This is a genomic window from Ramlibacter pinisoli (assembly GCF_009758015.1).
Taxonomy (GTDB): Bacteria; Pseudomonadota; Gammaproteobacteria; order Burkholderiales; family Burkholderiaceae_C; genus Ramlibacter; species Ramlibacter pinisoli.
Window position 1 is genome coordinate 1,330,014 of record NZ_WSEL01000009.1, and the last position, 26,733, is coordinate 1,356,746.

Consider the following 26,733-nt stretch of genomic DNA (forward strand, 5'->3'; position numbering starts at 1 on the left):
ACACCGATGACCTCACGCCGACTGGCCCTGCTCGGGCTCGCCGCCGCCACCCTGGCCGCCATGCCGCTGGCCACCCTGGCCCAGGGCTATCCCGACAAGCCGCTGCGCATCATGGTGGGCGCCTCGCCCGGCGGCGGCACCGACATCCTGGCGCGCCTGCTGGCCGAGAAGTTCGCCGCCGACTTCAAGCAGTCGGTGGTGGTGGAGAACCGGCCCGGCGCGTCCAACACCATCGCCGCCGAGGTCACGGCCCGCGCCGCCGCCGACGGCACCACGCTGCTGCTGGCCACCAACACCGGCCAGGCCATCGCGCCCCACCTGCTCAAGCTGAAATTCGACCCGCTGAAGGACCTGCAGCCGGTGGGCCTGGTCGCGGTGATGCCCAACGTGCTGGTGGTCCCCGCCACCAGCCCCTACAAGACGGTCAAGGACCTGGTGGGCGCCATGGGCAGCGGCGACCTGAAGTACGCCTCGTCCGGCATCGGCAGCACCCAGCACATCGCCGGCGAGGCCTTCGCGCTGGCCACCAACGGCAAGGCGACCCACGTGCCGTACAAGGGCAGCTCGCAGGCCCACGTGGACGTCATCTCGGGCGAGGTGACCATGATGTTCGACTCCACCTCGTCGGCCATGGGCCAGATCCGGGCCGGCAAATTCCGCCCCCTGGCCGTCACCGCCGAGCGCCGCGCCGCCGAACTGCCCGACGTGCCCACGCTGGCCGAACAGGGCATCCGCAATGCCGACGTGCAGACCTGGTATGGCCTGTACGTCACCGCCGGCACGCCCAAGGCCTCGGTCGACAAGCTGGTGGCCGAGCTGGGCCGCGTGCTGAAGCTGCCCGACGTGCAGGCCCGCATCAAGGGTCTGGGCGGCGAGGTGGGAACCATCAGCCTGGAGCAGTTCAGCGAGATGAACCGCAGCGAGTTCGACCGCTACGGCAAGCTGGTGCGCGACGCCAACATCAAGGCGGAGGGATCGTGAACCAGCCCGCCCCCACCCGCCGCAAGCCGCGCATCGCGGTGCTGCCGGGCGACCCCTGCGGTGTCGGCCCGGAAATGGCAGCGCGCCTGCTCGCGCTCCCCGGCAACCGCGACGCCGCCGAGCTGCTGCTGATCGGTGACCCCGTCGCGATGGCCGCCGGCGAGCGCATCGCCGGCACCACCCTGCCCCGGCTGGAGATCGGCTCGCTCGAGAGCCTGCACTTCGAGCCCGGCCGCATCACCCACCTCACCGTCCCGCGCGCGCTGGCCGCCGAGCCACCGCTGGGCGAGAGCCGCGAGGACGCCGGCCGTTCGGTGCTGGGCTCGCTGGAGGCGGCGACGGCCGCGGCCCGCGCCGGCCTGGTCGACGGCATCGTGTTCGCCCCGCTCAACAAGCATTCGCTGCGCGTGGCCGGCATGCAGCAGGAAGACGAGCTGCGCTTCCTGCAGGACCGGTTCGGCGTGCAGACCTTCACCTGCGAGTTCAACGTCACCGGCGACCTGTGGACGTCGCGTGTCACCTCGCACGTGCCGCTGCGCGAAGTGGCCGGCCTCATCACGCCGGAGGCGGTGAAGCAGGCGGTGCACCTGCTGCACGACGCGCTGGTGCAGTCCGGGCTATCCAGGCCCCGCATCGCCGTCTCCGGCCTCAACCCGCACGCCGGCGACGGCGGCTCGATCGGCACCGAGGAGATCGAGCTCATCGCGCCGGCGGTGCGCGAGCTCGCGGCCTCCGGGCTGGCGGTCACGGGCCCGTGGTCGCCCGACACCGTGTTCATCGCGGCGCGCCGCGGCGACTTCGACGCCGTGGTCTCGATGTACCACGACCAGGGCCAGATCGCGATGAAGCTGATGGGGTTCGAGCGCGGCGTGACGGTGCACGGCGGCCTGCCGGTGCCCGTCACCACCTCGGCCAGCGGCAGCGCGTTCGACATCGCCGGCAAGGGCATCGCGCGCGTCGAAGGCCTGCAGCAGGCCTTCGACCTGTGCGTGCGCATGGCCACGCAGCTGCTGGAGCCGGCCGCGGCGGCGGCGCTGGCGGCCTGAGCCTCAGTAGTTCGCGCTCAGCGTCAGCCGCAGGCTGCGCGGCTCCACCGGGTGGAAGTGGCGGTCGGCCACGCCGGCCAGCGGCTCGCCGGCCAGCCGCGACACGTAGAAGTAGTCGATGTCGCTGGCCTTGCGGTCGAACAGGTTGAACACGTCCAGCGCCAGCTTCAGCTTCGGCGTGACGCGGTAGCCCACCCGCAGGTAGGCCAGCGTCGTCGAGGCCGACCGCTGGGAGTTGTCCTCGATCAGCGGCCGCGGGCCGAAGTAGCGCAGCTGGAACTGGCCGAACCAGGGCCCGTACTGTGTGACGGTGGCGCCCACCGAGGCCACCTTGCCCACCGCGCCCGGCACGTGGTTGCCGGCCGGATCGTCCTGCGTGAAGCGTGCCTTGGAGAACGCCAGGTCGGCATCGAGCAGCAGCCAGGAGGCGGCTTGCCAGTGCGTGTTCCACTCGATGCCCTGGCGCCGGCTGGCGCGGCTGGGCTCGGTGTCGCCGGCGTCGCCCGAGAACACCAGTTCGGAATCGAGCTCCAGCTGCCACAGCGCCAGCGAGCTCTGCACGCCCGGGATGATCTCGGTGCGCACGCCCAGTTCGGCGCCCTTGGTGCGCACCAGCGGCGTCGACGGGTCGGTCGGCTGCAGTTCCCGCGGCGTCAGGTGCGTGACGGTGCCGCGCGCGTCGTTGCTGTGGAAGCCGCGCCCGGCGTTCAGGAAGTACTCGGTCTTCGCCCACGGCCCGAAGATGAGCGACAGCTTGGGCGACGTGAGGTCGGCGCTGCGCCGGCCGCTGTTCTGCGCGATCGAGCTGGTGACGTCGAAGTCGTAGTGGTCGGTGCGCAGGCCCAGCACGCCGCGCAGCCAGGGCAGCCACTGCGTGTCGTTCTGCGCCCAGACGCCGACGCTGGACTGGCGCACCCGGCTCTCCTGGATGGTGGCGGCCCGCACCTGCGCCTCGGTGCTGTACAGGCCCACCGGGTCGAGCCGGTCCTGGCGCAGCTGCACGCCCACGGTGGTGTTGCCGTCGCGGCCCAGGATGGGCGTCTCCCAGCGCCGGCTGGCGGCGCCGCCGGCCACCGTGCGCCGCTCGCTCTGCGCGAACTGGTCGCCGTTGATGCCGGTGGCGGCTGCGGGCACGTCGGCCGGGTTGTCCAGCAGGAAGGTGAAGTTGGAGAACAGGTCGAGCCGCGAGCGCACCAGGTAGGCGTTGGCCTTCCACTCGCCGCCGTGCACGCGGTGCGTGGCGTCCAACGACAGGCTGTAGCGTGCCGTGCGGCCGCCGTCCGTGGGGTCGACGGCGCCGAAGCGGTCGATCAGGCCGGCATCGACCGCGCGCTGCGGGATCTGGTCGGTCGCGTTCCAGCCGGCGTTGTAGGCCATGCCGGTGACCGACCAGCGGGTCGGCCCCTCGGCCAGGCTGTAGCGCAGCACCGCGTTCGTGCGGTGGAACTTCTCGGGGTTCTGCCAGGGGCCGTCGTTGTGGGCGGCCTCGAACGCGTACAGCAGGTTGCCGGTGGCCAGGCCGGTGCTGCCGGCGACCAGCCCGCGACCGTAGCCGCGCTGGCCGACGGTGAGCTGGGCCAGGCCCTGCGGCAGCGTGTCGAACAGCCGGATGTGGGCCGCGCCGGCCGAGGAGAAATCGCCCTCGTCGGCGTAGTAGGGCCCCTTGCGGTAGGCGATGCGGTCGACCAGTTCGGGGATCAGCCAGTTCAGGTCGCTGTAGCCCTGCCCGTGCGCGTGGCTGGGCATGTTGACCGGCATGCCATCCACGCTGGTCGCGAAGTCGGTGCCGTGGTCCAGGTTGAAGCCGCGCAGGAAGTACTGGTTGGCCTTGCCGTCGCCCGAGTGCTGCGTGACGATGACGCCGGGCACGAACTCCAGCACCTCGGCCGGCCGCAGCGTGGGCCGGCTTTCCAGCAGGCGCGAGGTCACCACGCCCTGGCTGGCGGCGTCGGACGAGCCGACGGCGTTGTCGTAGTTGCCCTGGATGGTCACGCCCGGCAGCGTGCCGGCGGACGGTGCCTGCACCTGGGCCTGGGCCGCGCCGGCCAGCGACAGGGCGACGGCGGCGGCCAGCGGCGCGCGCCGCGGAAACGGGGGCATCAGGGGACAACCTCTCTCGGGATGGACTGCTTCTGGTACGCGGTCCGCACAGGACCGGATGCGGCAGTATGAAGAAATTGTAGGTCGTCACAATGACGCCGGCGTGTCAGCGCGACAGGGCACACTGCCCCGATGCAACGACTGACCATCTCCGTCGAGGACGACCTCGCCGCCGACTTCGAGACCCTGGTGCAGGCGCGCGGCTACGAGAACCGCTCCGAGGCCTTCCGCGACCTGCTGCGCCGCGAGCTGGGGCAGGCCATCGTCGAGGCGCAGCCCGACGCGCCCTGCGTTGCCACCCTCACCTACCTGTACGACCACCACGAGCGCACCACCGCCAACCGGCTGGCGGACATGCAGCACGACCACCACGACCTCACGGTGTCGACCATGCACGCGCACCTCGGCCACCACCTGTGCGTCGAGACCGCCATCCTGCGCGGGCCGGCCAGCCAGGTGCAGGCGTTCGCGCAGCAGGTGCTGGCCCAGCGCGGCGTGCGCCAGGGCAACCTGCACCTGGTGCCGCTGGACGACGCCTGAAGCGCCCGATGGGCCGCTAGCCGGCGGCGGTGCGCGGCTGGAAGCGCACCGGCCGCGCCGCCCGCGCGCGCAGCTGGCCGCAGCCGCCCTCCACGTCCTGGCCGGCGGAATTGCGCAGCTTGGTCAGCACGCCGCGCCGGTGCAGGTGGCGGGCGATGGCGGCGGCCTTCTCCCACGTCGGCCGGCGGTACGGCAGGTCGGGGACGCTGTTGTAGGGAATCATGTTCAGCACCGCATAGCGCCCGCGCAGCAGCCGCTCGATGCCGGCCAGCTCCTCGTCGCTGTCGTTCACGCCCTCCAGCAGGGTCCACTGCACCTGCATCGGGTAGCCGGTGGCGCGCGCATAGCGGTCGCCTGCCTCCACCAGGTCGGCCGGCGCGATGCGCGGCGCGCGCGGCAGCAGCTCGGCGCGCAGGTCCTCGCGCGTGGTGTGCAGCGACAGCGCCAGCGCCGGCTTCACCGGCCCCTGCGGGAGGCGCTCGAACACCCGCTCGTCGCCGACGGTGGAGAACACCAGGCTCTTGTGGCCGATGCCGCCGGCGGTGCCGAGCAGCTCGATCGCGTCCATCACGTTGGCCAGGTTGTGGGCCGGCTCGCCCATGCCCATGAACACCACCTTGCGCACCGGCCGCAGCGCGCGGCCCAGCGCCACCTGCGCCACGATCTCCGCGCTGCCGATCTGCCGGATCAGGCCTTCCCGGCCCGTCATGCAGAACCGGCAGCCCACCGCGCAGCCGATCTGGCTCGACACGCACAGGCCGCCGCGCGGCAGCAGCACGCTCTCGCAGGCCTGGCCGTCGGCCAGCTTCACCAGCAGGCGGCTGGAGCCGTCGTCGGCGTCGTGGCGCGAGTCGAGCACGGCCAGCGCCGCCAGGTCGGCCGTGAGCCCGGGCAGGGCCTCGCGCAGGCGGCGCGGCAGGAAGTCGTCGAGGGCGCGCTTGCCGCTGTCCTGCGGCAGGGCGTTGGACCACAGGCGCAGGACGCGCTGCGCATGGGAGGGTTGGGCGCCCAGCGCGGCCAGGCGCTGGCGCACGTCGGAAAGCTGGTGCACGGGTCGAGCTTAGCGGACCGGCGTGTGCTCAGCTTCGGTCGGGCGCGCCGGGCGCGGCACAATCCGCGCTCTCCTGCAAAAGTCCATGCCCCGCACGCCCTTCCGCCACACCCCGACGCTCTCCCTCGCGTCCGGCAGCAGCCGGTCCGGCGCCCGGACCATGGGAATGCCGGGTTGATGCAGGAGGCATTCGGCGACGCCGGCGCGGCGCGCGAGCGCATCGCGGGCATGCAGTCGCTGCTGCAGGCCCGGGCGCTGGCCTTCCGTCCGCCCCCGCCCGACCCCACCACCTGCTGCGGCCGCGGCTGCAACGGCTGCGTCTGGGAAGGCTGGTTCGCCGCCGTCGGCTGGTGGCTGGACGATGCGGGCGAGCTGCTCGCGCGCGTACCGTAGAGTCCCCCCATGACAGAACGACGAGCCGCTGCAAACGACGACAACGGCTGGGCACCCCTTGCCATCACCCTCGCGATCCAGGCCATGGTGGCCATGGCGCTGCTGGCCATGCCCGCCATGGCACCCCGGGTCGCCGAGGCGGTGGGGGTCTCCGCGGCCTACATCGGCCTGTACGTGGCCGTGGCCTACCTCGGCGCCATCCTGGCCAGCCTGGCCTCGGGCGCGGCGGTGGCCCGCTACGGCAGTATCCGCACCAGCCAGGCCGGGCTGGTCGTGTGCGCGGCCGGCCTGGCCTTGTGCACGGTCCCGGTGCCGGCCGCCCTCATCGTCGGCGCGGTGCTGGTCGGCCTGGGCTACGGCCCGATCACGCCGGCCAGCTCGCACCTGCTGGCGCGCACCACGCCGGCCCACCGCATGTCGCTGGTGTTCTCGATCAAGCAGACCGGCGTGCCGCTGGGGGGCGCCCTGGCCGGCGCCATCGTGCCGACGCTGCAATTGCGGTTCGGCTGGCAGCTGGCGCTGCTGCTGGTCGGCGCCGCCTGCATCGCGTGCGCGCTGGTGGCGCAGTCGTTGCGCGCCGGCTTCGACGACGACCGCAACCCGGCGCGGCCGCTGGCCCTGGGCAACATCCTGGAGCCGGTGCGGCTGGTGCTGGGCGAGCCCATGCTGCGCATGCTGGCCTGGTGCTCGCTCGTGTTCTCGGTCGCGCAGCTGTCGCTCACCACCTACCTGGTGACCTTCCTCACCGACAGCCTCGCCTACGGCCTCGTCGCGGCGGGCGCGCTGCTGTCGATCTCGCAGCTCGGCGGCGTGCTGGGCCGGGTCTGGTGGGGCTGGGTCGCCGACCGCTGGACCGGGGCCCGCCCCACGCTGGCCTTCCTGGGCGGGCTGATGGCGGCATCGGCGCTGGCCACGGCCTTCCTGCCGGCCGGGGCCCCGCACCTGCTGGTGATGGCGATCCTGTTCGTGTTCGGCGCCTCGGCGATCGGCTGGAACGGCATCTACCTGGCCGAGGTGGCGCGCCAGTCACCGCCCGGCAAGGCCGGCATGGCGACCGGCGGCACCCTGGCCATCACCTTCCTGGGCAACGTGCTCGGCCCGCCGCTGTTCGGCGGCCTGTCGGGCGCGTTCGGCGGCTACCGCGCCAGCTTCATCGCGCTGGCCGTTCCACTGGCGGTGTGCGCGGCGGCGCTGTGGCGCGGCCGGCGGGGCGGCGGCACGCCGGTTTAGGTGACCGGGGTGGGTGCCAGGTTTCGAGCCCGGCATGCTCACTTTTCCCCGTCATTGCGGGCTTGACCCGCAATCCATCTCCCAATCGCGGTTCGGGTGCGGCCTCGTTCCGGGGATGGATGCCGGGTCGAGCCCGGCATGACGAGTCCAAGGTCAGGCCCGGCATGACGAGTCCAGGGGTGAGCCCGGCATGCCCCCTTCCTCGTCATTGCGGGCTTGACCCGCAATCCATCTCCCAATCGCGGTTCGGGTGGGCCTCGTTCCGGAGATGGATGCCGGGTCGAGCCCGGCATGACGAGACTAGGGTCAGGCCCGGCGTGGCGAATCCAGGGGTGAGCCCGGCATGCCCCCTCGCCGTCATTGCGGGACCCGCAATCCAACTCCCAAGCGCGGTTCAGGGATGGCCTCGTTCCGGAGATGGATGCCGGGTCGAGCCCGGCATGACGAGACCAGGGTAGGCGCCGTCCCGGCTGCCTCAGGGCGTTGCCGGCCCATCGACGAACACATCGCTGAAGAAGTGGTGCGGGTCCAGCCCCTTGTCGTTCACACAGGCCTTCTTCACCGCCGCCACCATGGCCGGCGAGCCGCAGCAGTACACCTCGTGGCCGGCCAGCGGCGGGCACTCGCGCCGCACCGCCTCGTCGACCCGGCCGTGGAAGCCCTGCAGCGACTGCGCCGCCGCGGCGTCTTCCAGCGCCGGCAGGAAGCGGAAGCGCGGCAGCACCTTGCGCCAGCGCTCGACGGCCGGCAGCAGGTACAGGCCGCCGGCGTCGCGGCCGCCCCAGACCAGCGTCACCTCGCGGTCGATGCGGCGCCTGGCCAGGTCGTCCAGCAGCGACTTCACCGGCGCGAAACCGGTGCCGCCCACCACGCACAGCATCGGCGCGGCCGAGGCCTCGCGCAGTTCGAAGGTGCCGTAGGGCAGCTCGACGTCCAGCGTGTCGCCCGGCTGCAGCAGCACCACCTGCTGCGAGAAGCGGCCGCCCGGCACGTGGCGCACGTGCAGCTGCAGCGTGTCGCTCTCGTGCGGCGGGTTCGCCATCGAATACGAGCGGCGGGTGCCGTCGGGCAACTGCACCTGCAGGTACTGCCCGGCCTTGAATCGGGCGCGCTTGCCGGCCGGCAGCCGCAGCTGCAGCAGGCTGACGTCGGGCGCCACCAGCGTGTTGCGGAACACCTTGGCGGTGAAGGTCTTGCGCGCCGTCGGATCGATGCGCTGCCAGGCCTCGGGCACGATCTCGAGGTCGCTGCACGGCGTGCACTGGCAGAACAGCTGCTGGCCGGGCGGGGTAGCGTCGTTGGGCGGCGGCCCCGCCACCTCGCCGCGGGTGACGGTGCCGGCGCAGTTGCCGCACACGCCCTTGCGGCAGGAATAGGGCATCTCGATGCCGGCGCCCAGCGCGGCGTCGAGGATGGTCTGGCCGGGCGCGCAGGCGAACTGCACGTCGCTGCCGGCGATGCGGATCTGGTGTCCCATGGTGGCTGTCACTCCCCGGCCAGGCCGGCCAGCAGGCGCAGGCTGCGCAGCAGGGCGTCGGGCCGCGCGGTACCGGTGCCGGCGATGTCCATCGCGCTGCCGTGCCCCGTGGAGCCCAGCACCACGTCGGCGCCGATCGACAGCGCACTGGCGCCCTGCGGCGCCAGCAGCTTGACCGGGATGTGCCCCTGGTCGTGCAGCATCGCCACGTACAGGTCGTGGGCGCGGCCGGCCAGCAGCACGTCGGCGCCCTGCGGTCCGGTGACGTCCAGCCCGGCCGCGCGCAGGCGGTCGGCCGCCGGCAGCACCAGTTGCTGGTCCTCGGGACCGAACAGGGTGCCTTCCGACGCATGCGGGTTGATGCCGAACAGCGCCACCCGCGGCGCCTGCAGGCCCAGAAGGCGGCAGGCCCGCACGCCGGCCAGCGTCGCCGCCTCCACCAGCTCGGGCGTGATGCGCGCCAGCGCGGTGGCCACGCTCTCGTGCAGGGTGACGTGCACGATGCGCAGCCCGCCGCCCACCAGCAGCAGGAACACGCTGCCTTCGGGCTGGCCGCACACGCGCGCCACCAGCGACGGGTAGCCGCTGAACGGGATGCCGGCCAGTGCGATCGCGGTCTCGTGGTGCGGGCCCGCGACGACGGCGTCGAACTCGCCGGCGCGGCAGGCCTGGATGGCGGCGGTGGCGGAGGCGACCGCGCTGACGCCGGCCTGCGCGTTCACCTCGCCGAAACGGGCGGCGGACGGATCGATGGCGCCGGCGGGCCGCACGTCCAGCCGCGCCAGCAGCGCCTGCAGGCCGGTGACGGCGGCGGCGCGCGCGAGCACCTCGGGCGGGCCGAACACGGCGGCGCGCACCCGGGGGTCGTCCCCCAGCGCGGCCAAGGCCCGCAACACGATCTCCGGCCCGATGCCGTTGGGGTCGCCCAGCGTGATGGCGATGCGGCGGGTCATCGTCGATCCGTCCTCACAGCGGCAGCGCGAGCAGCGTGTCGGTCACGGTGCTGTCGCACACCGCCACGCGCTCGGCCAGCAGGAGCTGGTCGCCGGCCAGCACGAAGCGGTCGCGGTATTCGCCGCTGGCGAACACCATGGTCTCGCCGGTGGCCATGATGCGCGCCACCAGGAACGGCGTGGTCGCGACGGCCCCGCCGGCATCGGCCGACGCCACCACCGGGATGCCCAGCAGGTGGCGGTAGCGTTGCCGCTCGTAGATGTTGGCCTCGCGCAGCGCGGCGATGCGGTCTTCCAGCATGGCGCGCGAATCGGCGTAGACGATGCCCGCCGGCAGCCCCTCGCGTTCGTTCTCCACGTTGGTGATCCGGTACAGGCAGCGCTCGGCGAAGAAGGACGGCCAGCGCTCCAGCTCGTCGTTGTCGATGGCCTGGGCGTAGGCCGCGTTGAAGGCGCACAGGCGCAGCAGGTCGATCATGCCGTGCCCCCATCGATGCCCATGTGGGCGCGGTAGGCCTTCCAGAAGCCGCGCACCGAGGTCTCGGTGGCCCGGCCCTCGCTGGACTCCGTGCCGTCGCCGCCCATCTCGACGATGGCCTCCAGCTCCTGGGCGCCGGCGATGCCGCGCTGCACGAAGCCGCCGACGGCCCCGTCCTCCATCGAGATGAAGCCGGCCGGCCCCACCAGGTTCAACTGTTTCAGCCGCATGCCGCGCTGCTCGGGGGTGTCGTCGGCGTAGCCGAGGTAGGTCCAGTTCAGCTCGGTCCGGTCCTGGCCGGTGGGCAGCACCTGCCGCACGGCCAGGCAATTCTGGATCTGCTGCAGCACGAAGCCGGGGAACACCGACAGGATCTGCAGCGTGATGCCGTCGTCGTACTCGGTGAAGCCGGCCAGCACCGTGGGGTCCTTCAGGCGGTAGCGGTCGTGGTCGGAGCGCAGGCCCTGCTCCTTGTACGAGGCGTCGGCCGCGGCCGGGTCGATCATCGAGAAGCTCACGTGGTGGCCGCCGCTCTCGTCGACGATGACCCCGCCCTTCTGCGACAGCCGGTTCAGCTCGAAGGTGGTGAAGAACAGGTGCAGCAGGCTGGCGTGGTAGCTGTCCCGGACGTTCTCCACATACAGCTTCCAGTTGTTCGGCAGGGCCTGGGTGAAGCGGCCGATGACCTGCACCGGCTTGTGCAGCACGCGCTCGATGCGGGCGCAGATCTCCTCGCCCAGGTATTCCTCGATCGGCGGCACGTCCTCGCTGAAACTGCCGAACACCAGCCCGCAGAAGACCGCCACGCGCAGCTTGCGCGGCCCGTGCTCCTCCTTGCAGAACGAGGCCGGCATGCCGCCCTGCCCCTTGACGCCCTTCTCGAAGGCGACGCCGACCAGGTCGCCCTGGCGGTTGTAGCTCCAGGCGTGGTAAACGCACTGGAAGTCCTTCACCGTGCCGGACTTCTCCAGCGCGAGCAGCGCGCCGCGGTGGGCGCAGCGGTTCTCGAAGGCGTAGATCTCGCCGTCGTCGTCCTTGACCACGATGACCGGCGTCTCGCCCACGGCGGTGGTGCGGTAGCTGCCGCCTTCGGGCAGGTCGACGTCCAGGCACAGGTAGTTCCAGGTCGCGCCGCGGAACACGCGCTCCTGCTCCACGCGCGCCATGGCGGCGTCGGTGTAGACGGCGTACGGCACGCGGGTGAGCCCCGCGCCGTGCCACTGGATGACTTGTTCGCTCATGTCATTCGACCTTGACGTTGGCGCCCTTGATGACGCGGCTCCAGCGGGCCGACTCGGCCCGGATGAACTCGCCCGACTGCGCCGGGCTCCAGCCCGCCGGCGTGGCGCCCTGCTCGGCGAACTTCTTCTGCGTGTCGGGCGCCTGCACCGCGGCCGAGAACACCTTGTGCGCGTGCTCGACCACCTCGCGCGGCGTGCCGGGCGGGGCCACGATGGAGAAGAAGGTGACGGCCACCATCTCCGGCAGCCGGGACTCGACGAAGGTCGGCACCGCCGGCAGCAGCGGCGAGCGCTTCTGGTCGGCCACCGCCAGGATGCGCAGCTTGCCGCCGTTGTGGAACGCGACCGAGGAGCTCAGGTTGTCGAAGAACACGTCGACCACGCCGCCGACGATGTCGACCAGCGCCGGCGCCGTGCCCTTGTACGGCACGTGGACCATCTCGGTGCCGGTCGCCTGCATGAACAGTTCGGCCGTCAGGTGGGAGGTGGAGCCATTGCCCTGGGAGGCGTAGCTCACCTTGCGCGGGTTGGCCTTCAGGTAGGCGATGAACTCGGCCAGGTTGTTCACCGGCAGCTTGGTGCTGACATCCAGCACGTTGGGCACGGTGGCGATCACCGTCACCGGCACCCACCGGGTGGGATCGAACGTGAGCGACTTGTACAGGTGGTGGTTGATCGCGATCGGGCCCGGCGGCGACACCAGGAAGGTGCTGCCGTCGGGATCGGACCGGGAGACGAACTCGGCGCCGATGTTGCCGCCGGCACCCGACTTGTTCTCCACCACGATGCCGGCCGGGTAGGCGTCCTTGGCCTTCTCGGCCAGCACGCGCGGCAGGATGTCGGCCGTGCCGCCGGCCGGGAATGGCACGACGAGCCTCAGCGGCTTGGAAGTCTGGGCCAGCGCGGGGGCGGCGCCGAAGGGGGCGCCGAGCGTGGCGGCCGTCAGCGCCAGGGCGGCGCGGCGGTTCAGGGTCATGGTGTCTCCAGGAGTGCTTGGAATCCGAACCCGCAGTGTGCGGCGTCCGGTGGGCCGCGCCAAGCCAGAATTGCGCCATGCGCAAGAAATCGCCGCCCGCCCTGACATCCGCGCTTGACAGCGAGCGCGACCGGAACTTCGTCGCCTCGCTGGGCAAGGGCCTGGAGGTGCTGACCTGCTTCTCGCGCCAGGCCAGCAAGCTCACGCTGTCGGAGGTGGCGCGCCTGACCGGCAGTTCGCCGGCGTCGGCGCGGCGCTCGCTGTACACCCTGCATGCGCTCGACTACCTCGAGTCGGACGGCAAGCGCTTCTGGGTCGGCCCGCGCGCGCTGCTGGTGGCCCACGCCTACCTGTCGTCACGCCCGACACCGCAGCTGGCCCAGCCGCTGCTGGACGCGCTGTCCGAGCGCACGCGCCAGTCGGCCACGCTGGGCAAGCTGGTCGGCGACGACGTGCTGATCATCGCCCGCTCGACGGCGCGGCGCAGCCTGTCGACCGGCCTGGGCATCGGTTCGCGGCTGCCGGCCTATTGCTCGGCGATCGGCCGCGCGCTGCTGGCCAGCCTGCCGCCGGCCGAGGCCGAGCGCCGCGTGCGGGCCATGGAGCGCGCACCGCTGACGCCGCGCACCGTCCACGACGTGCGCGGGGTGCTCGAGTGCGTGGCGCTGGGCCGCCGCCAGGGCTGGTCGGCCAGCGACGGCGAGCTGGAGCTGGGCGTGCGCTCGATGGCCGTGCCCGCCTTCGACCGCGACGGCACCACCATCGGCGCGCTCAGCATCTCGGTGCGTGCCGAACGCATGACCATGGCCGAATTCCGCGACGCCTTCCTGCCGGTGCTGCTGAAGGCGCGGGACCGGTTGGCGGAGCGGTTGGTGAAGGAATAGGGCGGAGGGGCTGGTCCATGTTGCCGCGCGCTTCCGTCATTGCGGGCTTGCCCCACCTCTCGGGCTTGAACCATCTCCCGTCATTTTGGGCTTGACCGAGCTCCCGTCATTGCGGGCCTGACCCGCAATCCATCTCCCCATCGCGGTTCAGGTGCGGCCTCGTTCCGGGGATGGATGCCGGGTCAAGCCCGGCATGACGAGTCTCTGGGGCGAGCACCGCCTTTCTCGGGTCGAGGCAGGCATGACGACGCTCAAGTCCGGCCTGACGACGCTCGGGGGCAAGTCCGGCATGACGCCCCTCGTGGTCCTCCCGATGACGACTTCCGGCGTCGACCCCGGAACCACGGCTACCGCGTCACCGGTGCGGCGGGCTGGACCATGGGCGGGGGGGCCGAGGACGGCGCAGCAACGGGCGCCGGCTGCACCGGCCCGGGCGGTAGCGCGACGGGGTGGACCTGCAGGTTCACGAGCCGCGGCCCGGGCGGCGGGTTGGGGAAGCCGGTGAGCGCGGCCTCGAACAGGGCGCCGTGCACCTCGTCGCTGTTCAGGTAGAAGTTCTCGCTCCAGGCCTTGCTCTCGAACACGACCCGGCCACCGGCAATCTCGCGCACGACCACGTCGACCTCGCGCTGGTAAGCAGTGTTCGCGGCGGTCTGGATCGGAGGCCAGTAGCCCCACCAACCCCAGCCGGACCCTCCGCCCAGCGGCGAGGCGGACAGCACGGGCTGGGTGCGGGCGACGACCTGCACCGAAAACCGTGGTGCCGCATCGTCGCGCCGCAGGCCCGCGCGACGGAGAACCGGGTCGGCCAGCGCTTCCGCCCGCGCCTGCTCGACCGTGTTGGCCTGCGAGGGCAGCCGCTCGAAGCGATAGGTGGGTTGCGGAGGCAGGGTGACCAGGCTGGAGAAGGTCTGCACGGTGCTGTCGAGGCGGTAGCTCGAGGCGCAGCCGCCCAGCGTGGCGGCCACGATGGCGACAGCGGCGAGGCAGGACAGGGAACGCATGGCGATCTCCGGCTGGGCCCATTGTCGGGATGGCTGCTGGCCGGGCCGTGTGGGAGCGCGGCGCTCCTCGCGGTAGGAACGGCCCCGAAACGACAGGCCTCCCGGTCAGGGCGGGCCCCGTCTCCCGACCCTGGCTCAGGTGCGGTTTCGTTCCGGAGATGGATGCCGGGTCGAGCCCGGCATGACGACTCTCAGGGATAGGGGTATGTCACCCCCCGCCATTTGCGGGCTTGTCTCAGGGATAAGGGCATGACACCCCCCGTCATTGCGGGCTTGACCCGCAATCCATCTCCCGACCGTGGCACAGATGCAGCCTCGTTCCGGGGATGGATGTCGGGTCGAGCCCCGCATGACGACCTTCGGGGTCTGACCCTTCTGGGCCGAGCCCGTGATGACGACGCGCAGGATGCCGCGCGGCGGCGCCGCCCTCACCAGCGCGCGCCGAACACCTGCCGCAGTTCGGCGATGGCCGCCTCGGGCAGCGGCGCCTGCTCGCCCGCCAGCAGCCGCAGCCGGGCGGTCTCCTCCAGTTCCTCCAGCACCGCCATCGCGGTCGCCGGCGAGTCGTGCCAGACCACCGGGCCCAGCCGCTCCAGCATCACGGCGCGGATGGGCCGGCCGGCCTGGCCATAGCGGGCGATGGTCTCGCCCACCGCCGCGGCCACCTCCGGCGCGCCGGGGCGGCCGTACGGCACGTGCGGCACGCGGCCGACCTTCATGACGAAGTAGGGCGTCAGCGGCGGCAGCAGTTCGTCGCCGGCCTGTCCCTGCAGGCTGAGCGCCACGCAGTGCGTGCTGTGGGTGTGCAGCACGCAGCGGGTGCCGGCATCGAAGCGGGCGGCCTCCTGCACGATGCGCCGGTGCAGCGCCAGCGTCTTGCTCGGCCGGTCGCCGGCGAGGTGGTTGCCCTCGGCGTCGACCCGGGCCAGCGCCTGCGGCTCCAGGAAGCCCAGGCTGGCGTCGGTGGGCGTGATCAGCCAGCTGCCGTCGTCCAGCCGCACGCTGATGTTGCCGGCCGTCGCATGCACGTAGCCGCGCTCGAACAGGCTGCGGCCGGCGCGGCAGATGGCCTCGCGGGCCTGCGACTCGGTCATGCCAGCACCTCGAAGGCGCGCGTGAAGAAATCGGAGCCGCCGAAGTTGCCGGACTTCAGCGCCAGGTGCAGGCCGCCACCGGCCACGCGGGCGTGGCACCAGGGCACGCCGGGGTCGATCTGGGCGCCGATCTGCAGCTGGCGGATGCCGAGCGCCTGCACGCAGGCACCGGAGGTCTCGCCGCCCGCCACCACCAGCTGGCGCACGCCGCGCTCGACCAGCCCGCGCGCCACCGCGGCCAGGGTGCGCTCGACCAGCGCGCCGGCCTCCGCCACGCCCAGCTGCTCCTGCACGGCGCGCACCGCGCCCGGTTCGGCGGTGGCGTAGACCAGCACCGGGCCGGCCGCGAGCCGCTCGTCCGCCCAGCGCAGGGCCGCGCCGGCGACGTCTTCACCGGCCGCGACGCGCAGCGGGTCGACCGCCCAGGCGGCCCCGCCCGCGGCAACGAAGGCCTTGACCTGGGCGTTGGTGGCCACCGAGCAGCTGCCCGAGACGATGGCGCGCAGGCCGCCGGCCGGTGGCAGGACCGCCGCCGCCGGCGAGGGGGCCAGGCCGAAGTTGGCCGGCAGCCCGATGGCGACGCCGGAGCCGGCCGTCACCAGCGGCAGGTCGGCCAGCGCCGGGCCCAGCCGCAGCAGGTCGTCGTTGGACACCGCATCGACGACGGCGAGGCCCACGCCCTCGGCGCGCAGTGCGTCGAAGCGGGCCCGGATCGCCTGCGGGCCCTGGGCCACCACGCGGTGGTCGACCAGGCCGACGCGGCGCCGGCACTGGGCCTGCAGCACGCGCACCAGGTTGGCATCGCGCATCGGCGTGAGCGGGTGGTCGCGCATGCCCGAGTCGCTGAGCAGCACGTCGCCGACGAACAGGTGGCCCTTGAACACGGTGCGGCCGTTGTCGGGGAAGGCCGGCGTGGCGATGGTGAAGTCGGTGCCCAGCGCGTCCATCAGCGCCTCGGCCACCGGGCCGATGTTGCCCTGCGGCGTGCTGTCGAAGGTGGAGCAGTACTTGAAGTAGATCTGCCGGGCGCCCTGCTCGCGCAGCCAGCGCAGCGCCTGCAGCGACTGCGCCACCGCCTCCTGCGGCGGGTTGGTGCGCGATTTCAGCGCCACGACCACCGCGTCGGCGGCGGCGTCGAGCGGCCCCTCGGGCACGCCGATGGTCTGCACGGCGCGCATGCCGGCGCGCACGAGGTTGTTGGCCAGGTCGGTGGCCCCGGTGAAGTCGTCGGCGATGCAGCCGAGGGCGAGCGCAGTCATCGGCCGATTCTCCTTCAGCCGGCCCGCACCTCCTGCGAGCGCGCCTCCATCTCGCGCCGCAGCTCCTTGCGGGCGACGGCGGCGGCCCAGCGCCGCTGCTGGTCCGGCGTGACCAGCTCCAGCGCCGGCACGGCGACCGGCTTGCGGTCGTCGCCGACCGCCACCATGGTGAAGAAGCAGCTGTTGACGTGCCGCACCGCCTGGGTGCGGATGTCCTCGGCCACCACCTTGATGCCGATCTCCATGGACGAGGTGCCGGTGTGGTTGACCGAGGCCAGGAAGGTCACCAGCTCGCCGACGTGGATCGGCTGGCGGAACGTCACCTGGTCGACCGACAGCGTCACCACGTAGCGGCCGGCATAGCGGCTGGCACAGGCATAGGCCACCTGGTCGAGCAGTTTGAGGATGGTGCCGCCGTGGACGTTGCCACTGAAGTTGGCGGTGTCGGGCGTCATCAGCACGGTCATCGTGAGCTGGTGGCTGGAAAGGTCCATGGCAGTGCGGTCGGGGGATCGGGGGGGACGAATCTACCTTAGCCCCGCGCGGGGACGCGCGCCCCGGGCCGGCTGCCGGGCCGTGGGACCAAGGTCCCATGGCGGGGAACCGGCCGGCGCGCCCATGATGGCGTCGGCATTGGAAGCAGCCACGCGTCTTCGCGCCCCTGCCACCGCAAGCGCCCTGCTCCATCCCCTCGGCAACGAGGTGCCTGGTGCCATGTGGCAGTTCCCGATGGATGCGGAGTTTCCATGCGCCAGCCCAAGATCGTGATCGTCGGCGCCGGCCTCGTCGGCGGCTCGGCGGCGCTGTTCTGCGCGGTGGCCATGCCCGGCGCCCGGGTCGTGATCCTGGACATCGAGCGCGTGCGGGCCGAGGCCCAGGCGCTGGACCTCGCCCATGCGACCGCCTTCTGGGGCCACGACCGCATCCAGGCCGGCGACGACGAGGATGCCGATGGCGCCGACATCGTGGTCATCACCGCCGGGGTCGGCGTCAAACCGGGGCAGACCCGCCTGGATCTCATCCAGACCAACGCCGCCATCCTGGGCGGCATCGTCGACCGGCTCGCGCCGCGGGCGCCGGACGCGATCTACGTCATCGCCACCAATCCCTGCGATGCGCTGGCCGCCTATGCCTGCAAGCGACTGGGCTGCGCGCGCGAGCGGGTGATCAGCACCGGCACCTCGCTGGACACCGCCCGCCTGCGGGCCCTGCTCTCGCAGCGCCTGGGCGTGGTGGCGCCGGCGATCGACGCCTACGTGCTGGGCGAGCACGGCGACTCCGCGCTGATCCACTGGTCGGGGGCGTCGGTGGCGGGCATGCCGCTGGAGCTGTTCCTGGCCCGCACCGGCAAGGACCTCGGGAGTGCCAGCCGCGCCCTGCTGCTGGACTCGGTGCACCAGGCCGCCAAGCTGATCAAGGAAGGCAAGAGCGCCACCCACTACGGGATCGCCAGCGCCGTCGGCCGCATCTGCCAGGCCATCGTCCACGACAGCCACCTGGTGCTGTCGGTGGGCGTGGTGCAGCCCGAAGTCGAGGGCGTGCCGGAGGTCTGCGTGTCGCTGCCCATGCTGGTCCATGCCGGCGGCGCCCACCTGCTGGCCTACCCGCAACTCGACAGCGCCGAAGCCGAGGCCCTGCAGCGCAGCGCCCGCATCGTCAAGGACGTGACGGACAGCATCACGGCCGGTTGAACACGCGAAGGGAACCACCATGACCGCCCAGGCAACCCACCCCGCCGCCCAACCGCAAGCCGTTGCCCCCGCGCCGCCCTCGAAAGGGCTCAACGGCACGCTCTGGAAGATCGCCATCCCGGTCGCCATCGGCATCGCGCTGTGGCTGGTGCCGCCGCCCGACGGGCTGGCGCCCAAGGCCTGGCAGATGTTCGCGCTGTTCGTCGCGACCATCGCCGCCATCATCACCGCGCCGCTGCCCATGTCGGCCGTCGCCATCATCGGCGCGACAGTGGGTGCGCTGGTCGGCGTGATCAGCTTCGACGACGTGGTCAAGTCCACCGGCACCGACCTGGTCTGGCTGGTGCTGCTGGCCTTCTTCATCTCGCGCGGGGTGATCAAGACCGGCCTGGGCCGCCGGGTGGCGTTGCAGTTCATGCGGCTGATGGGCAAGCGCACCATCGGGCTGGGCTACGGGCTGGCGCTGACCGAACTGATCGTGGCACCGGCGATGCCCAGCATCACCGCCCGCGCCGGCGGCGTGCTGCTGCCGATCACGCGCGCCATCTCGGAGGTGCTCGGCAGCACGCCGGACGACGCCTCGCGCACCAAGGTCGGCAACTACCTGATCCTGTGCGCCTTCCATGCCAACATCGTCAGCGCCGCCATGTTCGTGACCGCCATGGCCGGCAACCCGCTGAGCGTCAAGCTGGCCGCAGACCAGGGCGTGGAGATCAGCTGGACGACCTGGGCGGTGGCAGCGCTGGTGCCAGGCCTGCTGTGCATGGCACTCATCCCGTTGGTCCTGATGTGGGTCGCGCGACCAGACATCCGGGAGACGCCCGATGCCACCACGCTGGCCCAGCGCGAGCTGCAGGCCATGGGACCGATGTCCGCCAACGAGATCAAGATGGCGCTGATCTTCGTGGGGCTGCTCGTGCTGTGGGTGTTCGGCGAGGAGATCGACATCGGTGCCTCGCTGGCGGCCGCCCTCGGGCTGGGGCTGATGTTCCTGTTGCGCGTGCTGACCTGGCAGGACGCCCTGGAGGAGAAATCCGCGTGGGACACCATGATCTGGATCGGCCTGCTGATCATGCTGGCCGGCAAGCTGAACAGCTACGGCATGGTCAGCTGGTTCGGCAAGGAATTCAGCTCCCACCTGCAGGGCATGCCGGGCCTGGCCATCTTCATGGTGGTGGCCGCCGTCTACCTCTACATCCACTATTTCTTCGCCAGTGCCACCGCCCACATCAGCGCCCTGTTCCCGCTGGCGCTGGCTCTGATGATCGGCGGCGGCGTGCCCGCGCTGCCGGCGGCGATCGGCCTGGGCGTGCTGAGCAACCTGAACGGCTGCCTGACGCAGTACGGCATCGGCTCGGGGCCGGTGATGTTCGGCGCCGGCTACGTGACGCAGAAAGAGTGGTGGAAGGCGGGCTTCATCATGAGCGTGCTGTACCTCGTCGTCTGGACGACGGTGGGTCCGCTCTGGTGGAAGCTGCTGGGCTACATCTGAGGTGAGCCCTCCCGGGCGCGGGGCCGCGCGCCCCGCGTCCCCCGCGGCCGGCCCGGCCGCCCTAAGGTCTGCTTAAGCAGCGCCGTCGCACAATGCACGGCGATGCGATTGCTGCTGGTCGAAGACGACACCATGATCGGCGAGGCCGTGCTCGACGCCTTGCGCGCCGAGCACTACGCCGTCGATTGGGTGCGCGACGGCGCCATGGCCGAGACCGCGCTGGCCACCGCCAGCTACGACCTGGTCCTGCTCGACCTCGGGCTACCGCGCCGCGACGGGCTGGAGGTGCTGCGCGGCCTGCGCGCCCGGCGCCTCACCACCCCGGTGCTGGTGGCCACCGCGCGCGACGCCGTCGGCGACCGCATCGCCGGCCTGGATGCCGGCGCCGATGACTACGTCGTCAAGCCCTACGACACCGACGAGCTGCTGGCCCGAATCCGGGCCCTGATCCGGCGCAGCGCCGGCCGCGGCGAACCGGTCTACAGCCACAAGGGCGTGACGCTGGATCCGGCCACGCGCGAAGCCACCGTGCACGGCGAGCCGGTCAAGCTGTCGGCGCGCGAATGGGCCGTGCTCGAGCCCATGCTTGCGCGGCCCGGCGCGGTGTTCTCGCGCGCCCAGCTGGAAGAGAAGCTGTACGGGTGGAAGGACGACGTGAGCAGCAACGCCGTCGAGGTCTACGTGCACGGCCTGCGCAAGAAGCTGGGTGCCGACCTGATCGAGACCGTGCGCGGGCTGGGCTACGTGGTGCCGCGCCGATGAGCGTCGCGCTGCGGCCCGCCCCCTCGCTGCGGCGCCAGCTGCTCTGGCTGGTGCTGGCGGCCATCGCCCTGGTCTCGGTGCTGCAGGCCGGCACGGCCTACCGCAATGCGCTGGCGCAGGCCGATGCGATGTTCGACGAGCACCTGCGCGAGCTGGCCCGGTCGGTCCAGTACGGCGTGCCGCTGTTCCCCGGCTCGCGGGCGCCCTCGGTCGACCTGCAGGTGCAGATCTGGACGCCGGACGGCGTGCAGGTGTTCCGCTCGGTCGGGCCGGTGCTGCCGGCGCAGGCGCTGCTGGGCTTTTCCGACATCGAGGTCGAGGGCACCCACTACCGCGTCTACGCGCTGCAGACGCCCGAACACACCATCCAGGTGGCGCAGAACCGCGACGCACGCCAGGCCGTGGCACGCGGCCTGGCCTGGCGCGCGGTGCTGCCGGTGGCGCTGCTCACGCCGCTGCTGATGGCGGCCGTCTGGTGGTTGATCAACCAGGCGCTGTCGCCGGTGGAACGCATGCGCCGCCAGGTCGCCGCGCGGCCGGCCGACGACCTGTCGGCCCTGCCCGAGGCCGGCCTGCCGGAGGAGGTGCTGCCGCTGGTGCGCGAGCTGAACCTGCTGTTCGAGCGGGTGCGGGGCGCCTTCGACGCCCAGCGCCACTTCGTCGCCGACGCCGCGCACGAACTGCGCTCGCCGCTGGCGGCGCTCAAGCTGCAGGCGCAGGCGGTGCGGCGCGGCGCCGACGACGCCAGCCGCGACGCCGCCGTGCAGCGGCTGGAGAGCGGCATCGAGCGCTCGATCCGGCTGGTGACCCAGATGCTGGTGCTGGCGCGCGCCGAGGCCGACGCGCCGGGCGACGCCCGGCCGGTGGAACTGCAGCAGCTGGCGCGCGAGGCCGTCGCCGAGGTGCTGCCGCAGGCCCACGAGCGCCGCATCGACGTCGGCCTGGCCACCGAACGCGAGGCGCAGGTGCGCGGCCGCCACGATGCGCTGCTGGTGCTGCTGCGCAACCTGCTGGAGAACGCGGTCAAGTACGCGCCCGAGGGCGGCCGGGTCGACATCGCCATCGAACCCGCGGCCGGCGGCGGCGTCGCGCTGGTGGTCGAGGACAACGGGCCCGGCATCGCCGAGGCGGAGCGCGCCCGCGTGTTCGACCGCTTCTACCGCACCCCCGACGCCACCGGCCCCGGCAGCGGCCTGGGCCTGGCCATCGTGCGGACGGTGGCGGAACGCCACGGCGCCACGGTGGACCTGGGGCGGTCCGAGCGGCTGGGGGGATTACGGGTCGAGGTGCGGTTCCCGGCCGCCTGACGGCCGCCGTCGTCCGGCGCGGCGGCGCACGCACGATCGACATGTCGGGCGCTCCAGGCGTCACGCCGGTCGCTCCAGGGGTCATGCCGCGTCCCAGGAGTCGTGCCGGGCGTCCCAGGAGTTGTCATGCCGGGCTCGACCCGGCATCCATCTCCTGAACCCGGATCGGACACGGACCGCGAACCGGAAATGGATTGCGGGTCAAGCCCGCAATGACGACGCCCGGAAAGGATTCGCCAACGGCTTCGGCCGCAAGCACGCCCGCCCCACGGGCCGCGGCCTTCACCCCGTGAAGCTCCGCCCCCTCTCCCCCTCGGGGGAGAGGGTTGGGGTGAGGGGGTTCCCTGCTCGGGTCTTAAGCCCCCCCTAAGCACGAGACACGATATTCCATTTAACCCCAATCCCTCCCAGAGGACCACATGAACATCTCCCTCAAAGCCGCCCCGCTCGTCCTCGCCCTGGCCGCCGCCGGTTTCGGTGGCGCCGCGGGCAACGCGCTGCTGCAGCACCACGCCAACGCCGCCGTCCCGGCCGCCACCGCCCCTGCGGCGCCGGTCGCGCCCGTGGCCGCCGCCAACACCCTGCCCGACTTCGCCCGCATCACCGAGCGCTACGGCCCGGCCGTGGTCAACATCAGCGTCAGCGGCATGCGCAAGGCCTCGGCCGCCGACCTGGGCGACGACGACGACCCGGCCGACTTCCTGCGCCGCTTCCAGCAGGGACCGCGCGGCGGCCAGCGCAGCGTGCCGGTGGCCGGCCTGGGCTCGGGCTTCATCGTCAGCGCCGACGGCCTGGTCCTGACCAACGCGCACGTGGTGCAGGACGCCAGCGAAGTGACCGTCAAGCTCACCGACCGGCGCGAGTTCCGCGCCAAGGTGCTGGGCAGCGACGCCCGCACCGACGTGGCCGTGCTCAAGATCGACGCCAGCAACCTGCCGGTGGTACAGCTGGGCGACGTGAAGGCGCTGCGCGCCGGCGAGTGGGTGGCTGCCATCGGCTCGCCGTTCGGCTTCGAGAACACCGTCACCGCCGGCGTGGTGAGCGCCAAGGGCCGCACGCTGCCCAGCGACAGCGCGGTGCCCTTCATCCAGACCGACGTGGCCGTCAACCCCGGCAACTCGGGCGGTCCGCTGTTCAACTCGCGCGGCGAGGTGGTCGGCATCAACTCGCAGATCTACAGCCGCTCCGGCGGCTACCAGGGCGTGTCGTTCGCGATCCCGATCGATCTCGCCCAGCGGGTGCAGCAGCAGATCGTGGCGACCGGCAAGGTGCAGCACGCACGGCTGGGCGTGACGGTGCAGGAGGTGAACCAGGCGCTCGCCGACTCGTTCAAGCTCGACAAGCCCGAAGGCGCGCTGATCGCCGGCGTCGAGAAGGGCGGCCCGGCCGACAAGGCCGGCCTGAAGCCGGGCGACGTGGTGCGCACGGTCAACGGCCAGCCGGTGGTCGCCTCGGGCGACCTGCCGGCGGCGCTGGGCACCGCCAACCCGGGCGACAAGGTCAAGCTGCAGGTGCTGCGCCAGGGCCAGCAGGTCGACGTCACGGCGACCCTGGCGGCGGCCAACGAGAAGGTGGCCGCCGCGGCCGAGGCGCAGGGACCGGCGGCGCAGGGCCGCCTCGGCCTGGCGCTGCGTCCGCTCGACCGTGACGAGCAGCGCGAGGTCGGCCAGGCCGGCCTGCTGGTACAGGACGTGGCGGGCGCCGCCGCGCGCGCCGGTGTCCAGCCCGGCGACGTGGTGCTGGCCATCAACGGCAGCCCGGCCACCTCGGTCGACCAGGTGCGCTCGGCCGTGGCCAAGTCCGAAAAGTCGGTCGCGCTGCTGATCCAGCGCGGCGAGGACCGGCTGTTCGTGCCGGTGCGGCTGGGCTGACGCCAGCCGCGCCGCTCAGGCCGGAGCCGGCTCGCGCGGGCGGGCGGTCCCGGTCTCGCGACGAGGGCCGCGCTTGCGGCCCTTTTTCTTTGGGTCCAGGGCGACCAGGCTGCCGGCCAGCTGGCCTTCCAGCGTGCGCTCCAGCCGGCCCTGCAGCAGCGCCAGCACGGCGGCCTCCTGCAGGCGCAGCGCGCCTTCGTCGGCCAGGGCATCGGCCACCTCGTCGCGGATGTGCAGCAGCAGCTCACCTTCCGCGTAGGCCTGCAGCACCTCCGGATGCACGTAGCACTTGCGGCAGATCGCCGGCGTGTTGCCCAGCCGTGCCGCGACCTTCTCGATCGCCTCGCGCACGTTTTTCTTCAGCCCCGCCTGGGTCTCGACCCGCTCGACTTCCTGCAGGGCCAGCGCGGCCATGACGGTGCCGGCCCAGGTGCGGAAGTCCTTGGCCGTGATGTCGCGGCCGCTGATCTCGCGCAGGTAGGCATTGACGTCGGACGAGGTGACCTCGCGCAGTTCGCCGTCGTCGTCGCGGTACTGGAACAGGCGCTGGCCGGGCAGTTCCTGGCAGGCCCGCACCACCTTGGCCACGCGCCGATCCCTCAGCTGCAGCCTCCAGGCCTTGCCGCTCTTGCCCTTGAACTCGAAGCGCAGCTGGGCGCCCTCGACCGCGACGTGCCGGTTGCGCAAGGTCGTCAGGCCGTAGCTCTTGTTCTCGCGGGCGTAGTCGTCGTTGCCCACGCGGATGAGCGTGGTCTCCAGCAGGTGCACCACCGCGGCCAGCACCTTCTCGCGCGGCAGTCCGCGCAGCGCCATGTGGCGGGCGATCGCCGCGCGCAGCGCGGGCAGGGCCTGCGCGAACGCCAGCATGTGCTCGTACTTGGTCTCCTCGCGCACCTCGCGGAAGCGCGGGTGGTAGCGGTACTGCTTGCGGCCGCGGGCGTCGCGGCCGGTGGCCTGCAGGTGGCCGTTGGCCGAGGTGCAGATCCAGACGTCGGTCCAGGCCGGCGGAATGGCCAGCTTGCGGATGCGCTCCAGCGTGCGCTCGTCCGCCACCGCGTCGCCGTCCGGCTTGCGATAGGCAAAACCGTCGCCACGCGCGGTGCGGGCGATGCCGGGCTGCTCATCCGTGACGTGGCGCAGGCCCGCGGCCCGCGCCGTTTCCTCGGGATCATCGGCCGTCGCGTTGCTCGTGTCCTGGTCGGTGGCGCCCATGGGTTGCCTGCGTGGAGCGCCATGGTGCGGCAGTCCGCCTTGTTGAGCCGTAGGACGCGGACGGGGATGGCCCGGCGGCGATGCCGACAAGCCACTGTCGTGCTGCACCGCCGCCCGAGCGCGGCCGATAATGTGCATGCGCGCACCACGGACTTGCCAGCACCTGCGACCACGACCCGCCACTCGACTTGACCGAACAACGCCCTCCTTCGAAGACGCCCGTCGAGCATCGCCTGCAACTGCTCATCGAAGCTGTTGTCGACTACGGCATCTTCCTGCTCGACCTGGACGGCAACGTGGTGTCGTGGAACAGCGGCGCCCAGAAGCTCAAGGGCTACACGCGCGACGAGATCGTCGGCCGCCACTTCTCGGTGTTCTACCCGCCCGAGGTCAACGCCACCGGCTGGCCGCAGGAGGAACTGCGCCGGGCCGCACGCGACGGCCGCTTCGAGGACGAGGGCTGGCGGGTGCGCAAGGACGGCAGCCGCTTCTGGGCCAACATCGTCCTCACCGCGCTGCACGAGCCGTCCACCGGCGAGCTGACCGGCTTCGCCAAGGTCACCCGCGACCTGACCGAGCGCCGCCAGCACGAGGAGGCCCTGCGCACCAGCGAGGAGCGGTTCCGGCTGCTGGTGGACAGCATCCGCGACCACGCCATCTTCATCCTCGACCCCACCGGCCTGGTGCGCAGCTGGAACACCGGCGCCGAGGCCATCCTCGGCTATTCGGTCGACGACATCCTGGGCCGCCACTTCGGCGTGTTCTTCACTGACCCGGATCGCGAGGCCGGCAAGCCGGCCGCCGAACTCGTCGCCGCCCGCGCCCACGGCCGCACCGAGGAGGAAGGCTGGCGCGTGCGGCAGGACGGCAGCCGCTTCTGGGCCAAGGTGGTGGTGACCGCCGTGTACGGCCGCACGGGCGACCTGGTGGGCTACGCCAAGGTCACGCAGGACCTCACCCAGCGGCGCAAGCTCGAGGAACTGGAGCGCTCCACCCAGCGCATGAACGAATTCCTCGCGATGCTGGCGCACGAGCTGCGCAACCCGCTGGCGCCGATCCGCAACTCGGTCACCCTGCTCCAGCTGGACAAGACGGCCTCGCCCACCGCGGTGCGGGTGCGCGACGTCATCGACCGGCAGCTCACGCAGCTGACCCGCCTGGTCGACGACCTGCTGGACGTGTCCCGGCTGACCACCGGCAAGATCAAGCTGCGCCTGGAGCGGGTGCGCGTCGCCCAGGTGGTCGAGCGCAGCATCGAGACCGTGCGGCCGCTGATCGAGCAGCGCCGCCATGCACTGGAGGTGGACCTGCCGCAGGACGACCCGCTCGACGTCGACGGCGACAGCACCCGGCTGGCGCAGGTGGTGCAGAACCTGCTGGTCAACGCGGCCAAGTACACGCCCGACGGCGGGCGCCTGCGCATCGCGGCGCAGCGCGAGGGCAGGCACGTGGTGGTGCGGGTGGCCGACAACGGGCGCGGCATCCCGCGCGAGGAGATCGAGCGCATCTTCGACCTGTTCGCCCAGGGCGTGGCGGGCCTGGCCTCGGCCACCGACAGCGGCCTGGGCGTCGGCCTGGCGCTGGCGCGCGGCATCGTGCAACTGCACGGGGGCACGATGCGGGTGGACAGCGCCGGCGCCGGCCAGGGCGCCGAGTTCTCATTCCGGCTGCCGGCGCCGCGCGGCTGAACC

24 protein-coding genes and 1 pseudogene are annotated in these 26,733 nt (G+C 72.2%); 13 read left to right on the top strand and 12 right to left on the bottom strand.

Annotated elements, in window-relative coordinates:
* The first annotated feature begins 6 nt into the window (after positions 1–6).
* Together GON04_RS20760 and GON04_RS20765 are read left to right on the top strand one after the other, a co-directional pair.
* The gene (locus GON04_RS20760) at positions 7–981 is read left to right on the top strand and encodes a Bug family tripartite tricarboxylate transporter substrate binding protein (RefSeq protein WP_157399895.1); all 975 of its coding nucleotides are present in this window, start codon (positions 7–9) and stop codon (positions 979–981) included.
* Complete coding sequence (locus GON04_RS20765; protein WP_338051029.1) at positions 978–2,027, top strand: 4-hydroxythreonine-4-phosphate dehydrogenase PdxA; 1,050 nt, start codon at positions 978–980, stop codon at positions 2,025–2,027. The genes GON04_RS20760 and GON04_RS20765 overlap by 4 nt, the downstream gene beginning before the upstream one ends.
* Positions 2,028–2,030: 3 nt before the next feature.
* Here GON04_RS20765 and GON04_RS20770 read toward each other — a convergent pair whose 3' ends face one another.
* Entirely contained in the window at positions 2,031–4,127 is a 2,097-nt protein-coding gene (locus GON04_RS20770; RefSeq protein WP_157399896.1) for a TonB-dependent receptor, read from the bottom strand.
* A 132-nt stretch (positions 4,128–4,259) separates the two neighbouring features.
* On the opposite strand from GON04_RS20770, the gene nikR reads away from it, so the two are divergent.
* Entirely contained in the window at positions 4,260–4,667 is a 408-nt protein-coding gene (gene nikR, locus GON04_RS20775) for a nickel-responsive transcriptional regulator NikR (RefSeq protein ID WP_157399897.1), read from the top strand.
* Positions 4,668–4,683: 16 nt separating this feature from the next.
* Here the strand turns inward: nikR and GON04_RS20780 are convergent, their stop codons facing one another.
* On the bottom strand, positions 4,684–5,718 hold the full coding sequence (locus GON04_RS20780; protein ID WP_181653691.1) for an RNA methyltransferase: 1,035 nt from the start codon (positions 5,716–5,718) through the stop codon (positions 4,684–4,686).
* 177 nt (positions 5,719–5,895) lie between these two features.
* Between GON04_RS20780 and GON04_RS20785 the strand changes: the two genes are divergently transcribed.
* Both GON04_RS20785 and GON04_RS20790 read left to right on the top strand, forming a co-directional pair.
* Complete coding sequence (locus tag GON04_RS20785; protein ID WP_157399898.1) at positions 5,896–6,111, top strand: oxidoreductase-like domain-containing protein; 216 nt, start codon at positions 5,896–5,898, stop codon at positions 6,109–6,111.
* 9 nt (positions 6,112–6,120) lie between these two features.
* Positions 6,121–7,341, top strand: a complete 1,221-nt coding sequence (locus GON04_RS20790) for an MFS transporter (RefSeq protein ID WP_157399899.1) — start codon at positions 6,121–6,123, stop codon at positions 7,339–7,341.
* A 475-nt stretch (positions 7,342–7,816) separates the two neighbouring features.
* Here the strand turns inward: GON04_RS20790 and GON04_RS20795 are convergent, their stop codons facing one another.
* The 5 genes from GON04_RS20795 to GON04_RS20815 are packed head-to-tail and all read right to left on the bottom strand — an operon-like array spanning position 7,817 to position 12,466.
* A complete protein-coding gene (locus tag GON04_RS20795; protein WP_157399900.1) occupies positions 7,817–8,818 on the bottom strand; it encodes a 2Fe-2S iron-sulfur cluster-binding protein in 1,002 nt (333 codons plus the stop codon).
* Between the two features lie 8 nt (positions 8,819–8,826).
* Positions 8,827–9,771: a PdxA family dehydrogenase gene (locus tag GON04_RS20800; protein ID WP_157399901.1), complete on the bottom strand. Its 945-nt coding sequence runs from the start codon at positions 9,769–9,771 to the stop codon at positions 8,827–8,829.
* 13 nt (positions 9,772–9,784) lie between these two features.
* A complete protein-coding gene (locus GON04_RS20805; protein WP_157399902.1) occupies positions 9,785–10,249 on the bottom strand; it encodes an aromatic-ring-hydroxylating dioxygenase subunit beta in 465 nt (154 codons plus the stop codon).
* Positions 10,246–11,490 (bottom strand): aromatic ring-hydroxylating dioxygenase subunit alpha, encoded by a 1,245-nt coding sequence (locus tag GON04_RS20810; protein ID WP_157399903.1) that lies wholly within the window; start codon positions 11,488–11,490, stop codon positions 10,246–10,248. Before GON04_RS20810 ends, GON04_RS20805 begins: the two co-directional genes overlap by 4 nt.
* A 1-nt stretch (position 11,491) precedes the next feature.
* Positions 11,492–12,466 carry a Bug family tripartite tricarboxylate transporter substrate binding protein gene (locus tag GON04_RS20815; RefSeq protein WP_157399904.1) on the bottom strand — a complete coding sequence of 325 codons (975 nt, stop codon included), beginning with the start codon at positions 12,464–12,466 and terminating at the stop codon, positions 11,492–11,494.
* A gap of 77 nt (positions 12,467–12,543) precedes the next feature.
* Here GON04_RS20815 and GON04_RS20820 point away from each other — a divergent pair, with 77 nt between their 5' ends.
* Positions 12,544–13,350, top strand: a complete 807-nt coding sequence (locus GON04_RS20820) for an IclR family transcriptional regulator domain-containing protein (RefSeq protein ID WP_157399905.1) — start codon at positions 12,544–12,546, stop codon at positions 13,348–13,350.
* A 347-nt stretch (positions 13,351–13,697) separates the two neighbouring features.
* Here GON04_RS20820 and GON04_RS20825 read toward each other — a convergent pair whose 3' ends face one another.
* From GON04_RS20825 to GON04_RS20840, 4 genes are all read right to left on the bottom strand, one after another.
* Complete coding sequence (locus tag GON04_RS20825; RefSeq protein WP_157399906.1) at positions 13,698–14,354, bottom strand: DUF4136 domain-containing protein; 657 nt, start codon at positions 14,352–14,354, stop codon at positions 13,698–13,700.
* A 428-nt stretch (positions 14,355–14,782) separates the two neighbouring features.
* The gene (locus GON04_RS20830) at positions 14,783–15,448 is read right to left on the bottom strand and encodes a class II aldolase/adducin family protein (protein WP_157399907.1); all 666 of its coding nucleotides are present in this window, start codon (positions 15,446–15,448) and stop codon (positions 14,783–14,785) included.
* Positions 15,445–16,707: a 3-oxo-tetronate kinase gene (gene otnK / locus GON04_RS20835; protein WP_157399908.1), complete on the bottom strand. Its 1,263-nt coding sequence runs from the start codon at positions 16,705–16,707 to the stop codon at positions 15,445–15,447. Before otnK ends, GON04_RS20830 begins: the two co-directional genes overlap by 4 nt.
* A gap of 14 nt (positions 16,708–16,721) precedes the next feature.
* Entirely contained in the window at positions 16,722–17,201 is a 480-nt protein-coding gene (locus tag GON04_RS20840) for an acyl-CoA thioesterase (protein WP_157399909.1), read from the bottom strand.
* 252 nt (positions 17,202–17,453) lie between these two features.
* Here GON04_RS20840 and GON04_RS20845 point away from each other — a divergent pair, with 252 nt between their 5' ends.
* From GON04_RS20845 to GON04_RS20865, 5 genes are all read left to right on the top strand, one after another.
* Positions 17,454–18,398: a lactate/malate family dehydrogenase gene (locus GON04_RS20845; RefSeq protein ID WP_157399910.1), complete on the top strand. Its 945-nt coding sequence runs from the start codon at positions 17,454–17,456 to the stop codon at positions 18,396–18,398.
* Positions 18,399–18,417: 19 nt separating this feature from the next.
* The gene (locus tag GON04_RS20850) at positions 18,418–19,890 is read left to right on the top strand and encodes an anion permease (protein WP_157399911.1); all 1,473 of its coding nucleotides are present in this window, start codon (positions 18,418–18,420) and stop codon (positions 19,888–19,890) included.
* 102 nt (positions 19,891–19,992) lie between these two features.
* On the top strand, positions 19,993–20,652 hold the full coding sequence (locus GON04_RS20855; protein WP_157399912.1) for a response regulator: 660 nt from the start codon (positions 19,993–19,995) through the stop codon (positions 20,650–20,652).
* Positions 20,649–21,959, top strand: coding sequence for an ATP-binding protein (locus tag GON04_RS20860; RefSeq protein ID WP_157399913.1), 1,311 nt, complete (start codon positions 20,649–20,651; stop codon positions 21,957–21,959). The genes GON04_RS20855 and GON04_RS20860 overlap by 4 nt, the downstream gene beginning before the upstream one ends.
* 419 nt (positions 21,960–22,378) lie before the next feature.
* Positions 22,379–23,830 (top strand): Do family serine endopeptidase, encoded by a 1,452-nt coding sequence (locus tag GON04_RS20865; RefSeq protein WP_157399914.1) that lies wholly within the window; start codon positions 22,379–22,381, stop codon positions 23,828–23,830.
* Between the two features lie 15 nt (positions 23,831–23,845).
* Here GON04_RS20865 and GON04_RS20870 read toward each other — a convergent pair whose 3' ends face one another.
* On the bottom strand, positions 23,846–25,042 hold the full coding sequence (locus GON04_RS20870) for a DNA topoisomerase IB (RefSeq protein ID WP_157399915.1): 1,197 nt from the start codon (positions 25,040–25,042) through the stop codon (positions 23,846–23,848).
* 188 nt (positions 25,043–25,230) lie between these two features.
* Between GON04_RS20870 and GON04_RS20875 the strand changes: the two are divergent.
* Positions 25,231–26,256: pseudogene (locus tag GON04_RS20875) on the top strand (PAS domain-containing sensor histidine kinase); the annotation flags it as partial.
* Between the two features lie 9 nt (positions 26,257–26,265).
* Positions 26,266–26,730, top strand: a complete 465-nt coding sequence (locus GON04_RS27330; RefSeq protein ID WP_458334852.1) for a sensor histidine kinase — start codon at positions 26,266–26,268, stop codon at positions 26,728–26,730.
* The last annotated feature ends 3 nt before the right edge of the window (positions 26,731–26,733 follow it).

Excerpts from the sequence above, each read along its gene's own strand:
- GON04_RS20760 (WP_157399895.1), top strand. The coding sequence starts at position 7 with ATGACCTCACGCCGACTGGCCCTGCTCGGGCTCGCCGCCGCCACCCTG.
- GON04_RS20770 (WP_157399896.1), bottom strand. The coding sequence starts at position 4,127 with ATGCCCCCGTTTCCGCGGCGCGCGCCGCTGGCCGCCGCCGTCGCCCTG.
- nikR (WP_157399897.1), top strand. The coding sequence starts at position 4,260 with ATGCAACGACTGACCATCTCCGTCGAGGACGACCTCGCCGCCGACTTC.
- GON04_RS20785 (WP_157399898.1), top strand. The coding sequence starts at position 5,896 with ATGCAGGAGGCATTCGGCGACGCCGGCGCGGCGCGCGAGCGCATCGCG.
- GON04_RS20790 (WP_157399899.1), top strand. The coding sequence starts at position 6,121 with ATGACAGAACGACGAGCCGCTGCAAACGACGACAACGGCTGGGCACCC.
- GON04_RS20795 (WP_157399900.1), bottom strand. The coding sequence starts at position 8,818 with ATGGGACACCAGATCCGCATCGCCGGCAGCGACGTGCAGTTCGCCTGC.
- GON04_RS20800 (WP_157399901.1), bottom strand. The coding sequence starts at position 9,771 with ATGACCCGCCGCATCGCCATCACGCTGGGCGACCCCAACGGCATCGGG.
- GON04_RS20805 (WP_157399902.1), bottom strand. The coding sequence starts at position 10,249 with ATGATCGACCTGCTGCGCCTGTGCGCCTTCAACGCGGCCTACGCCCAG.
- GON04_RS20810 (WP_157399903.1), bottom strand. The coding sequence starts at position 11,490 with ATGAGCGAACAAGTCATCCAGTGGCACGGCGCGGGGCTCACCCGCGTG.
- GON04_RS20815 (WP_157399904.1), bottom strand. The coding sequence starts at position 12,466 with ATGACCCTGAACCGCCGCGCCGCCCTGGCGCTGACGGCCGCCACGCTC.
- GON04_RS20820 (WP_157399905.1), top strand. The coding sequence starts at position 12,544 with ATGCGCAAGAAATCGCCGCCCGCCCTGACATCCGCGCTTGACAGCGAG.
- GON04_RS20825 (WP_157399906.1), bottom strand. The coding sequence starts at position 14,354 with ATGCGTTCCCTGTCCTGCCTCGCCGCTGTCGCCATCGTGGCCGCCACG.
- GON04_RS20830 (WP_157399907.1), bottom strand. The coding sequence starts at position 15,448 with ATGACCGAGTCGCAGGCCCGCGAGGCCATCTGCCGCGCCGGCCGCAGC.
- otnK (WP_157399908.1), bottom strand. The coding sequence starts at position 16,707 with ATGACTGCGCTCGCCCTCGGCTGCATCGCCGACGACTTCACCGGGGCC.
- GON04_RS20840 (WP_157399909.1), bottom strand. The coding sequence starts at position 17,201 with ATGGACCTTTCCAGCCACCAGCTCACGATGACCGTGCTGATGACGCCC.
- GON04_RS20845 (WP_157399910.1), top strand. The coding sequence starts at position 17,454 with ATGCGCCAGCCCAAGATCGTGATCGTCGGCGCCGGCCTCGTCGGCGGC.
- GON04_RS20850 (WP_157399911.1), top strand. The coding sequence starts at position 18,418 with ATGACCGCCCAGGCAACCCACCCCGCCGCCCAACCGCAAGCCGTTGCC.
- GON04_RS20855 (WP_157399912.1), top strand. The coding sequence starts at position 19,993 with ATGCGATTGCTGCTGGTCGAAGACGACACCATGATCGGCGAGGCCGTG.
- GON04_RS20860 (WP_157399913.1), top strand. The coding sequence starts at position 20,649 with ATGAGCGTCGCGCTGCGGCCCGCCCCCTCGCTGCGGCGCCAGCTGCTC.
- GON04_RS20865 (WP_157399914.1), top strand. The coding sequence starts at position 22,379 with ATGAACATCTCCCTCAAAGCCGCCCCGCTCGTCCTCGCCCTGGCCGCC.
- GON04_RS20870 (WP_157399915.1), bottom strand. The coding sequence starts at position 25,042 with ATGGGCGCCACCGACCAGGACACGAGCAACGCGACGGCCGATGATCCC.